The sequence below is a fragment of the Vibrio profundi genome (assembly GCF_043642225.1).
Taxonomy (GTDB): Bacteria; Pseudomonadota; Gammaproteobacteria; order Enterobacterales; family Vibrionaceae; genus Vibrio; species Vibrio profundi_A.
Window position 1 is genome coordinate 179699 of record NZ_JBHZSF010000009.1, and the last position, 11692, is coordinate 191390.

General features: G+C 43.4%; 12 protein-coding genes and 1 pseudogene. 4 read left to right on the top strand and 9 right to left on the bottom strand.

The window, feature by feature from the left end:
• Positions 1-358 precede the first annotated feature (358 nt).
• The 3 genes from ACHUFI_RS14965 (at position 359) to gcvP (ending at position 5065) form a co-directional block, all read left to right on the top strand.
• The gene (locus ACHUFI_RS14965) at positions 359-1654 is read left to right on the top strand and encodes a serine hydroxymethyltransferase (RefSeq protein WP_394250478.1); all 1296 of its coding nucleotides are present in this window, start codon (positions 359-361) and stop codon (positions 1652-1654) included.
• A gap of 57 nt (positions 1655-1711) precedes the next feature.
• Positions 1712-2092, top strand: a complete 381-nt coding sequence (gcvH, locus tag ACHUFI_RS14970) for a glycine cleavage system protein GcvH (protein WP_394250480.1) — start codon at positions 1712-1714, stop codon at positions 2090-2092.
• A gap of 93 nt (positions 2093-2185) precedes the next feature.
• Positions 2186-5065, top strand: a complete 2880-nt coding sequence (gcvP, locus tag ACHUFI_RS14975) for an aminomethyl-transferring glycine dehydrogenase (RefSeq protein ID WP_394250482.1) — start codon at positions 2186-2188, stop codon at positions 5063-5065.
• Positions 5066-5140: 75 nt separating this feature from the next.
• Here the strand turns inward: gcvP and ACHUFI_RS14980 are convergent, their stop codons facing one another.
• The 7 genes from ACHUFI_RS14980 to ACHUFI_RS15010 all read right to left on the bottom strand — a co-directional run bounded on the left by ACHUFI_RS14980 (position 5141) and on the right by ACHUFI_RS15010 (position 9252).
• A complete protein-coding gene (locus ACHUFI_RS14980; RefSeq protein ID WP_394250484.1) occupies positions 5141-5647 on the bottom strand; it encodes a GNAT family N-acetyltransferase in 507 nt (168 codons plus the stop codon).
• A 72-nt stretch (positions 5648-5719) separates the two neighbouring features.
• Entirely contained in the window at positions 5720-6058 is a 339-nt protein-coding gene (locus ACHUFI_RS14985; protein WP_394250486.1) for a GFA family protein, read from the bottom strand.
• A gap of 44 nt (positions 6059-6102) precedes the next feature.
• Entirely contained in the window at positions 6103-6441 is a 339-nt protein-coding gene (locus tag ACHUFI_RS14990) for a DUF6404 family protein (RefSeq protein ID WP_394250488.1), read from the bottom strand.
• A gap of 101 nt (positions 6442-6542) precedes the next feature.
• Positions 6543-7319 carry a protein-tyrosine phosphatase family protein gene (locus ACHUFI_RS14995; RefSeq protein WP_394250490.1) on the bottom strand — a complete coding sequence of 259 codons (777 nt, stop codon included), beginning with the start codon at positions 7317-7319 and terminating at the stop codon, positions 6543-6545.
• Positions 7320-7499: 180 nt separating this feature from the next.
• Positions 7500-7973: a GrpB family protein gene (locus tag ACHUFI_RS15000; protein WP_394250492.1), complete on the bottom strand. Its 474-nt coding sequence runs from the start codon at positions 7971-7973 to the stop codon at positions 7500-7502.
• A 122-nt stretch (positions 7974-8095) separates the two neighbouring features.
• Entirely contained in the window at positions 8096-8599 is a 504-nt protein-coding gene (locus tag ACHUFI_RS15005) for a GNAT family N-acetyltransferase (RefSeq protein WP_394250494.1), read from the bottom strand.
• A 128-nt stretch (positions 8600-8727) separates the two neighbouring features.
• Positions 8728-9252, bottom strand: a complete 525-nt coding sequence (locus ACHUFI_RS15010; RefSeq protein WP_394250496.1) for a GNAT family N-acetyltransferase — start codon at positions 9250-9252, stop codon at positions 8728-8730.
• A gap of 351 nt (positions 9253-9603) precedes the next feature.
• Here ACHUFI_RS15010 and ACHUFI_RS15015 point away from each other — a divergent pair.
• A pseudogene (locus ACHUFI_RS15015) lies at positions 9604-10556 on the top strand (IS110 family RNA-guided transposase).
• 22 nt (positions 10557-10578) lie between these two features.
• Here ACHUFI_RS15015 and ACHUFI_RS15020 read toward each other — a convergent pair.
• The gene (locus ACHUFI_RS15020; RefSeq protein WP_394250498.1) at positions 10579-11010 is read right to left on the bottom strand and encodes an NUDIX hydrolase; all 432 of its coding nucleotides are present in this window, start codon (positions 11008-11010) and stop codon (positions 10579-10581) included.
• A 133-nt stretch (positions 11011-11143) separates the two neighbouring features.
• Positions 11144-11584: an HIT family protein gene (locus tag ACHUFI_RS15025; RefSeq protein WP_394250500.1), complete on the bottom strand. Its 441-nt coding sequence runs from the start codon at positions 11582-11584 to the stop codon at positions 11144-11146.
• Between the last annotated feature and the right edge of the window lie 108 nt (positions 11585-11692).

Consider the following 11692-nt stretch of genomic DNA (forward strand, 5'->3'; position numbering starts at 1 on the left):
TTTTCATTGTTGCATGAAGCCGTTTGTTGATTAAAGAGCACACACCAAAATAAAGCGTGCTCTCGGTAACAAAAAATGAAAATCTGTTTCCTATAGGAAATTTTTGGTTGATTGTTCAGGTGTGGGACGCTATGTTATCGACTTGTTAGTTGAAGAGATGCTACTTCTGCTTGGCACTAATGATTGATTTAACATTTGCACAAGCAGCTTTATTACCCACTTTTCGGGATTTATACGTACTGCATTTACCCTACAAACTCTGAAATACATATCAATTCAGAGCAAGTGCAGAATTTAACGCAAGGACTAATGGACAAAAAATACAACTCACCATTAGTAATTAGAAAGGTCATCTACAATGAACAATACTTACCAGAACCATAGCCTAGAAAGCTTTTTCTCTACTACACTTGCTGCTACAGACGACGCAGTGTTTGCCGGTATTCAGGCAGAAAACGCGCGTCAAAACGAACAAATCGAACTTATTGCTTCAGAAAACATTGTTTCAAAAGCAGTAATGCAAGCTCAAGGTACATGCTTGACCAACAAGTATGCCGAAGGTTATCCAGGTCGCCGTTACTACGGTGGTTGTGAGCACGTCGATACAGTTGAAGCCATTGCTATCGAACGTGCAAAGAAACTTTTTAACTGTGAATACGCAAACGTTCAACCTCACTCAGGCGCACAAGCTAACGGTGCGGTAAAACTTGCGCTACTTCAGCCAGGCGACACAATTCTAGGTATGTCTCTAGATGCTGGTGGCCACTTAACTCACGGTGCTCGCCCTGCTCTTTCTGGTAAATGGTTTAACGCAGTACAATACGGCGTAGACCGCGACACATTGGAAATCGATTATGAAGCGGTTCGCGCTCTAGCTATCGAAAGCCAACCTAAAATGATTATTGCGGGTGGTAGTGCTATCCCTCGCGTTATTGATTTCGCTAAATTCCGTGAAATCGCTGACGAAGTAGGCGCTATCCTAATGGTCGATATGGCGCACATCGCGGGTCTAATCGCGACAGGTGCTCACCCTAGCCCACTACCACACGCACATGTTGTTACTACAACAACGCACAAAACACTTCGTGGCCCACGCGGCGGTATGATTCTGACTAACCACGAAGACATCAATAAAAAGATCAACTCTGCAGTTTTCCCTGGCCTACAAGGCGGCCCACTAATGCACGTTATCGCTGCAAAAGCGGTAGCGTTTGGCGAAGCGTTAGGTCCTGAATTTAATACTTATATTGATTCAGTGATCGATAACGCAAAAGTTCTTGCTGAAGTGTTGCAAACTCGCGGGTGTGACATTGTGACTGGCGGAACAGACACTCACCTAATGTTGGTTGACCTTCGCCCTAAAGGCTTGAAAGGTAACGTAACTGAAGAAGCATTAGAGCGTGCAGGGATCACATGTAACAAAAATGGCATACCATTCGACTCAGAGAAGCCTATGATTACTTCTGGTATTCGTTTAGGTACGCCAGCTGGAACCAGTCGTGGTTTTGGCACTGAAGAATTCAAACTGATCGGTGAATGGATCGGTGATGTACTTGATGGCCTAGTTGAAAGCCCAGAAGGTAACGCCGAAGTTGAGCAACGCGTACGCAAACAAGTTAAAGAACTTTGCAAGCGCTTCCCTCTTTACCGCTAAGCTGTTTACAAGATTACAATTTAAATTAAAACCTCATAATTTTTTGGAGAATAAGCAATGGACAATACACTAAAGTTTGCAGACAGCCACGAGTGGGTAAAAGACAACGGTGACGGTACTGTAACTATCGGTATTTCTGAGCACGCTCAAGAGATGCTAGGTGACGTTGTGTTTGTTGACCTACCTGAAACAGAAGACGAGATCGAAGCGGGTGAAAGCTTCTCACTTGTTGAATCTGTAAAAGCTGCTTCTGACATCTACGCGCCAATCACAGGCGAAATCGTAGAAATCAACGAAGAATTAGAAGATAGCCCAGAGCTAATCAACGAAGAACCTTATGAAGGTGGTTGGATTGTTAAAGTGAAGATGGCTGACGCGTCTGAACTAGGCAACCTAAAAGATGCTGAAGAATACCTATCTTCAATTGAAGAAGACTAATTAGTACAAAGCATTATCTAAAGCTGCTCTTTTGAGCAGCTTAATTTTAGGAGCTCGCTCAAGCTTACTAACTAGAGAAAGTAGAACGATACCATGACTGAATTACTTCAAAGCCAATTACTGAAAGATTTGGGGACTCAAAATGAGTTCGTTGCACGCCACAACGGCCCAAATAAAGCTGACCAGCAAAAAATGTTGGACACTATCAAGGCAGCAAGCCTTGAAGCACTGATTGACGAAACAGTGCCATCTCAAATCCGCCTAGAAAAGCCAATGACTCTTGCCGCTCCACAGAGCGAAATGGACATGCTGGCTTCTCTAAAAGAAATCGCAAACCTAAACCAAGTGAAACGCACGTTCATTGGTCAAGGTTACTACAACACATTCACGCCTAACGTTATCCTACGTAACGTGCTTGAGAATCCAGGCTGGTACACAGCGTACACGCCTTATCAACCAGAGATCTCTCAAGGTCGATTAGAAGCACTTCTAAACTTCCAGCAAATGGTTATGGACCTAACTGGTATGGAAATCGCGAACGCATCTCTTCTTGACGAAGCGACAGCCGCCGGCGAAGCGATGACTCTGTGTAAGCGCGCAGGTAAGAGTAAGAGCAAAGTATTCTTCGTTGCCGACGATGTTCACCCTCAGACACTAGAAGTTGTGAAAACTCGTGCTGAATACATCGGTTTCGAAGTACTGGTTGGCTCACTAGAGTCTTTACCAGAGCAAGACGTGTTTGGCGCACTAGTACAATACCCAGGTACCACTGGTGAAGTTCGCGACCTAACAGACATTATTGCGAAAGCTCAAGCGAACAAAACACTAGTAACCGTTGCAACTGACCTACTAGCATCTGCCCTACTTAAGCCTGCAGGCGAAATGGGTGCAGACGTAGTTATCGGTTCAGCTCAACGCTTCGGTGTCCCTATGGGTTACGGCGGTCCACACGCAGCATTCATGGCGACACGTGAAAAGCACAAGCGTACAATGCCTGGTCGTGTTATCGGTGTATCTATCGATACTAAAGGCAACCAAGCGCTACGTATGGCAATGCAAACTCGTGAGCAGCATATTCGCCGCGAGAAAGCGACATCAAACATCTGTACAGCTCAAGCACTACTAGCAAACATGGCGTCTTTCTACGCGGTTTACCACGGTGCTGAAGGCCTGCGCACTATCGCTCGTCGCACACACCACATGACTGCGATTCTAGCGGCTGGCCTAACGAAATCTGGCTATGAACTTGCTCATAACAGCTTCTTCGACACAATCACGCTAAACACTGGTGACAAAACTGACGCGCTTTACGCGAAAGCACAAGCCGCTGACATCAACCTACGTAAGCTAGACGGCAAACTAGGTGTGAGCTTCGATGAAACCACGACAACAGATTGCATCTCGTCGCTATTCGCTATCTTCGGCGTAGAGCAAGACGTAAATGCACTATCAACAGAAATCGCTTCTAACGAATTTGCTGCGATTCCTGAGTCTTGCCGTCGTGAATCTGAGTTCCTAACTCACCCTGTTTTCAACACGCACCACAGCGAAACGCAAATGATGCGTTACCTAAAACAGCTTGAGAACAAAGACTTCTCACTAACGCACGGCATGATCCCACTGGGTAGCTGTACAATGAAGCTGAACGCTGCTGCTGAGATGATCCCTGTAACATGGCCTGAATTTGGTTCAATTCACCCATTCGCACCTCTAGAGCAAGCGGCTGGTTACACGGCACTAGCGAAAGATCTTAAAGAGAAGCTATGTGAAATCACGGGCTACGATGATTTTTCACTACAGCCTAACTCTGGTGCATCTGGCGAATACGCGGGTCTAATCGCGATTCAACGTTACCACGCAAGCCGCGGTGAAAGTCACCGTAACGTTTGTCTGATCCCAAGCTCTGCGCACGGAACTAACCCAGCAACAGCATCTATGGTTTCAATGAAGGTAGTGGTTGTTAAGTGTGATGAAGATGGCAACATCGACATGACCGACCTAGCAGCGAAAATCGAGAAGCACAAAGACAACCTATCAAGCATCATGATCACTTACCCTTCTACGCACGGCGTATACGAAGAGCAAGTGAAAGAAGTGTGTGAACAAGTTCACGCTGCGGGCGGTCAGGTTTACCTAGACGGCGCGAACATGAACGCTCAAGTAGGTCTAACTTCACCAGGCTTCATCGGTTCAGACGTATCTCACTTGAACCTGCACAAAACATTCTGTATCCCACACGGTGGTGGCGGTCCAGGTATGGGTCCTATCGGTGTTAAATCGCACCTAGCACCTTTCCTACCGGGCCACATCGAAAACGGTGTGCAAGGCAGCGACTACGCAGTTTCAGCAGCAGATTTAGGTAGTGCTTCAATTCTTCCTATTTCTTGGGCATACATTGCGATGATGGGTGAACCAGGCCTTACTGAAGCAACTAAAGTAGCGATCCTGAACGCGAACTACGTGATGGAAAAACTTCTTCCTCACTACCCTGTTCTTTACCGTGGTACTAACGGTCGTGTTGCTCACGAATGTATTATCGACATTCGCCCACTGAAAGAAGAAACAGGCATCAGCGAAGAAGACATCGCTAAGCGTCTAATGGACTACGGTTTCCACGCGCCGACTATGTCTTTCCCAGTTGCTGGTACGCTAATGGTGGAGCCAACTGAGTCTGAAGACTTGGAAGAGCTAGATCGTTTCTGTGAAGCAATGATCGCAATTCGTCACGAAATGGCAGCAGTGAAAAATGGCGAGTGGCCACTAGAGAACAACCCTCTAGTTAACGCGCCTCACACGCAAGCTGACCTTTCTGAAGCTGAGTGGGATCGCCCTTACTCTCGCGAACTTGCTTGCTTCCCTTCTCAAGCGGCGAAAAACGCAAAGTACTGGCCAACAGTTAACCGTGTAGACAACGTATACGGCGACCGTAACCTAATCTGTTCTTGCCCAAGTATTGAGAACTACGTAGACTAATTCGTAACAGTACTAAGCCGGTAAGGTCAACGAAAAAGGCGAACCAAGTGGTTCGCCTTTTTATTTTCTATAGATTTATATCGATTTTGCCATTTGAATGTCATTTAAAACAGCCCCATCAAGACGCTCTTTGCCTTTAAGCCCCGTTTCGCTAAACCCATGTTTGCGATAAAAATTTAAAGCTCTTTGATTCGTATCTAACACCCATAATACTACCTGTTCGTAAGAGCTATTAGAGATACGTTTCTCAAAATTATCCAATAAACGGCGTCCTATTCCGAGACTATAAAACTCAGATTTAATATAAAGGGAATTTAATTCGATAGAATGACCCGTTTGGTCACCTCTTGGCGCTCGATAGCTTAAGAACCCAACGATTTCATTACCACACTCTGCGACAAGAACATCGGCTAGATTATTCGCTAGGGTGTTAGTCCATAACTTTTGCCGACGTTCCATATTGTAGCTTTCAATAAACGATTTAGGCAGCAAACCATCATAAGCTTCAGCCCAAGAAGCCACGTGAACCATAGCTATTGGCTGGACATCGTTGATGGTGGCACTTCTGATATTGATCTTCATAATTCCCTTTTAGAACCTAACACCCAAACTCCAAGCCTGAACCATTGATCTTTATATGGCTAGATAGGTGAATTAGAACGATGCACCATCGATCTTACGAACGGGAATACCGGTAAGCACTTCACAATCAGCCATTCTCATATTGACCGCCAAGATATCTTCGGAGCACTTCTGTGTTGTTCTGTAATGCGTTAGGCAGCCACATGAGTTACAACGATGAAACTCTACTTCTTTGTCTCCCCAACAATAGAAAGCCGTTTTCTCAATCATAGTAATTTGAACTGACTCTGGCGAAAAGTACCCCCAAGCTGCAGCATAGCGACGACAAATAGAACAGTTACACTCCCCGACTTCTTCCGGCAGCGATCGCAGCACTAAACTAACGTTTCCGCAGTGACATTTTAATTCCATCTAATAATTCCCTGTATTCATCTATCACTAGGTTCAACAGTTTTCTAAAGCTTTTCCCAGCAAGTGAATTCACACCGCCGAAAAGTCCATCGATAGTAAGAACACATTGCCAATGAGTAAAATACACTTGTGATTATGGATTCATAAAACAAGTTTGAAATGGTCGATTCGACTCTAAGCAATGAAAGAATTAGAAGATAAAATACGAAAAACTCAAAGAATCGAATCAGCAGGTTACGTGCGAAAGAGACGTAAAATGGAGGTCGAAATTTCAACCCTGCCCTTCTTAACCACTTATGCAGCGGTGGATCGTAGTTACACTTCCATATATTTGCGGCTTCTAGCTCTTTAAAGGCACGCCCAAGCTTGTTCTCATAGCTCATTCCCAACCTCCTATTTTGAGGTAAAGAATACACCAATAGCGCCCCTCTAACTTGGAAGCGTTTCAAAATTTCCAAGCGTTGTGGCTTTTGTTGAATACTAGTTATGCATCTTCCTCTAGTTGCACTAATGTCTCCATCTGAACCAATGTTTGAATCATATAATCATTGCGTGAAACTCTTAAATCCTTAGTAATTGTCGCTAGGTTTAAATGAGGTTTTGAATGTAGCATCATCGCTGCTATTGTTTGCCCTGTTCGACCGACGCCAGCACGACAGTGTATAACCGGTACTAACTTCTCTGGGTCATAAATTGCTCGACTTTTCCTTTGGATATAGAAATCTTTCTTATGTCCGGAAATACTCTCAATTAAATTTACCAGCTTTAGTGTTGATTCTGGTTTAATCGTATGATGATCAGGCCAATTATGAACATGGATAACAGGAATGCTTACCGTAGCTTGATAGCCAGAAATATCCAATTGATAGGTTCTTGCTTCAATGGAGTCACCTAAGTCAATCGTATCAGTCAATTTTGACTTCACCGAGATTTCTCCATACCTAGACGATTTTGAAAAGTACTCCGGTAAATCATCACGGCTAATGTCTTTATCGCTTGCGAGCACGACTAAAGCAGGAGTCCTACTATCGACCAGTAATTGAAGTTGCCCTTCAACTTGATGGTCATATGGGTATTGGGTGGCAATGGAGACTATTTCACCATCAACCTTAATAAAATTAGCATTCAAGTCCTTACGGATACATGTATCAATGCTATATGTCAGATTAAAACGGTCTCTTTTAGGATTGAATGGGATACGTCGAGCAGCACGTTTGATACCCATTAACAACTCGGCTTTTGACGTTACATTATCTAGCATTACTACTTATCCCATAGATTTATTGACAGCCAGATTCTACTTTAAACTTCTTCTGGTGCATAACGCCTAATCATGTAGTGAGCAGCGCTACTACCCTGTCCAAGCCAATGTACCTTCAACACAAACCACATCAGAAGAAGAAAGTGCCAAGCATTTTTTAAGTCAGTCTTAAGTTTATCCTCATACAGCCCCTAGTACCCGTTCAATAAAAGCTGACTTTTTTCGACGATATTCTTCGTGAGACCAACTGGTACAAGACATTTTGAGTTCATTGTATTGTTGAACTAATTCCGGGCTTTCACGGAGCTTGTCTCTAAACCCCACAAAGAAGTCAAATTCAGAGCCATTCGCTACGACTTGGAAAGCGACATCTTCACCAGAGCTCTTTTCCATCATGCAAAGCTCTGGAGTTCTTAATGTATTGGATTTTTCGTTGAAACCTAAAGTAGAAAGTAACTTGACTGCATTCTCTAGCTCGCTCCCGTTAACACCAACAAGTATGTCTAGGTCTCCCTTAGATACAGCATTAGGGATAGAAGAAGCTCCAATATGCTCAATTATTGCGCCCGGAAGTAAAGCGGCTATCTCAAGTTCGTACTTACGATAGAGGTTTTCACAATTTGCCTGATATTCATTTGCCTTGTAAAACTGCATATTCTCTCCCCAAAAAGCATAGCGTTAGCCAAAAGGTGTGCCACGTTCAACTTGCTTGGCCAACTGAATTTCAAACTAAAAATGCCGAGTGTAATGCATCAAACTTGATGGCCTTGTTCTGTTTATATACTAGAACGGCACATCAGAAGCTCATCATATGAGACACCGTTTATTCGAAGTGAGTCTATTTCGATACCATAATGCTTAAAGCCAAGCTTTTGATATAGCCCTATTGCTTCTTTATTTTCCGAACCGACTGTCAGCTGAATTTGATCCACACCATCCAAGTTTTCAAATTCACTTAAGATAAACTGAAGTAAATCAGTAGCCATACCCTTCCCGCGATATGACAAGTCAACGAACACACCCCAAAGATAAGATTTGTGGCTAGTTTTCTTTTTGTGTCCTCGTGAGAAACCAGCTATAGCGACCAATTCACCGTTTACAAAAGTCCCAACAATAAATGATTCATTCGATGGGGTAACTCTCACTTTCCATTGCTCATCGGTTAAAGGGAGTTCATCATCCATTCCGTTTTCAAATGACTGGGGCGATTCTTTAAGGCTGAGTAATCTAAGTGCCTTATACTTACACCAGTCCGTTGAAGTTAATTTTCTAATTTCCAAGCTCCCTCCTAAAACATAACGTCCGCTTAAGTGGTAAGCAACGCAATACAAAAACCACCGTATCACACCTTAATCGCACAACTAAGCCAAACCCAAAATGCCAAGTGTTGATATTCTATTTCAATTTATTATGAGTTGCGTTCTGACCACTCCGACCGTAATACCCCATATTTGACGGAGTCATAATACTCACCTTCGTAGTAACGAACTTTTCTCAGCCGTGCCTCTTGCTGAAAACCTATTTTCAAGGCCAAAGACATCATTCGAGGATTACCCGACCAAGTAGTTAAACCAACCCTCTCAATTTCTTTAGTTTCGAACAAATGCGATACCCATAAAGGTAAAGCAAGTGCAGCAATACCCTTACCCCAATACTGTGCATCGTAAATGACTACTCCAGCCTCTAGCCAACGAGTTTCTTGGCACTCCCAGTAGCAACTAACCGTACCAACAGGAATATCGTCAACGGTGATTAATTGTAAGTCTGAGCCAGCCAATAAACGCTGAAATGAAGAACTTTCAAACTGTTCTAATGATGGGTGAGAATAGGGAAAGTAAGGGCCATTGAACTTCATCCATTCATCATTTGAAATGACTAAAGAGTGGAGAGGCCCAAGTTCGTTTTCCTTTGCTTGTCTAATATCTACTTTCATACCTTCCTCAATACTTCCCGATTCTTTGTAGCAAGCTAACGCCCGCTTAACTTGCTGCCAATTGCACCGCACTCAAACAGGCCACCGTAATCACAAATGCCAAACCGAACCAAAAATGCCACAGGTTGGCCATCTTAAATGCTTGTATGGATAATAAACACTTCAATCGGGTAAAGTGAGCCCCAGACTTTAGCTGCAACTAAAGTTCTTCTATCTGGTAGTTCGATTAAACGATGGCTCCTCTATTGAGAGACCGGTAACAAGTACGAACGCCAGATAGAACTCCAAGCACCACACTCGAATAGTCTTCTGGGTCTCGAGCCCGCATTTGCAAGCAAGAGTTAGCTTATTATGAATACAAACACACTTCAAAACATTAATGTCGGCGTTGATACGGGTAAGTCACAATTAGACATCTATATCCGCCCTCTCGACATTTACTTCACCGTCCCGAACACCGAAAAAGGCATCCACGATGCCATCAAAACCATTAAGAGACACAAACCTCAACGCGTCGTTATCGAAGCGACAGGTCGATTAGAAATGCCCTTCATACTCGCCTGTGATAACGCCAAATTACCTTACGTTGTTGCCAACCCGCTGCGCATTAAAAAGTTCGCTGGTGCTATTGGTCAACGCGCTAAAAACGACCGCTTAGATGCCGCACTCATCGCACATTATGCCGAACGAGTTCAACCCGAACTCACCAAGCTAAAAAGTGAAAACATACGTCTTGTGACTTAGTCACAAGACGTAATCAACTACTCGCTATGCAAACCATGGAAAGAAACCGACTACAAATACTACCAAAGAATATCGCATCCACTATTTCTCCCATTCTTACCGCTTTAAAAAATGAGATTGAAAAAGTAGAAGCAAAGATAGCGAAACTGATTGATAGCTGCCCTGAGTATCAAACCAAAAATACAGTTCTTCAAAGCATGCCTGGCGTTGGTAAAGTCCTTGCAGCCTCCTTAATTAGTAATGTGCCCGAGCTGGGTCTTATCACGAATAAACAAGCTTCTTCTCTCATTGGCGTCGCACCGATAACAAGAGAAAGTGGACGCTTTAAAGGCAAGCGGATGATACAAGGAGGGCGAGCTCAAGTTAGAACCGTTATGTATATGGCTATGATGTCAGCCATCCAATGTAACCCTGTTTTTAAGGCGACTTATGAACGATTACTTGCGGCAGGTAAACCCAAAAAAGTAGCAATCGTTGCCTGTATGAGAAAGATGGTTGTGATACTAAATTCTATGCTAAGAGACGGTGTTATGTGGGATAAGAATAGCGCCAAAAATTAACTATTGACGCCATAGTCTCTTGTTATGTGCACAGAATTTCGACTTGCTTAATGGCGTCAAAGAATACTTTATGACACTTAAAATCGGGCTTACTTCCTACTTTATGCCAGAAGAAATTAAACTCATGCCCACCGTCATCTTGAGTAAAGAAACTCCAGCTATTCGGTAGTTCTTGGTCTATTTCGCAAAGCACAAAATGCCACAGTTGATTTTGAAAACCACTTTCCCAGCAGTCGAGATAGTGAGCACTTGATACACTAGATAACCCAGATTCTTCTTCTAGCTCTCTCAAAGCGGCACTTTCGATAGAAATATCCGACGGCTCTAGTGTTCCTTTAACAAGTTGAACCTCAGCTAATGGATGTTCAAACAACAGTAACTCACGATAGTTTCCTGACTTTCTGAGCACTACAGGGCAGACTTTTACTTCCCTTTTCCGGATTCTTTCTTCCACTGAACTCTCCCGTGCATATAACGCCGCGTTAAGTGGTGAACAACGCTAACCACCAAACCTAAACCATTGTACCTTAGACACTTAACCCAACTGGAAGTGAAATCGCCAAGCGTTGGGAATCACTCTTAAACAGTTAGCTGTTGGGCCGAAGTCTCGTAACTGACTCACTAACAACTACCTTAACTTTTTCTGGATCCTGATCCTCGCAATACTCTCGATTTATAAACAACATCACATCATTGCCGTCAGGTTCATCAAATGTATAACTCGAACTCCGACAGATCTCCTCAATTACTTTTTCACTAACTGGGACTGCATGGAAATGACAATTGAAGCCCTTCGAGAAACCAAGTTTGGAGAATATTACCTTTTGAGGAGAAAAAGTGGTTTGAAGTAACCCTTCAACTTTTGCTAACACCAGTCCCAACGAAGCTAATGATTTATCACATAAATCCAATAGTTCAGTTGATTCTGACTTTGAAGCAACCATCAAATAACCTGGATAAGTAGTGTTCATCCTATGATTAACTACCCAATATTCATTTTCAAAAACTACATTCTCATCAGGTATCATTATTTGCTCCTAAAACAGCTAGACATAATGACCCCCACGAGGTGCTAGCCTCCAATATCGTGGGTTAGCTAAAAGCCAGAGCCATAATTAGTGCGTCAAACAACTAAA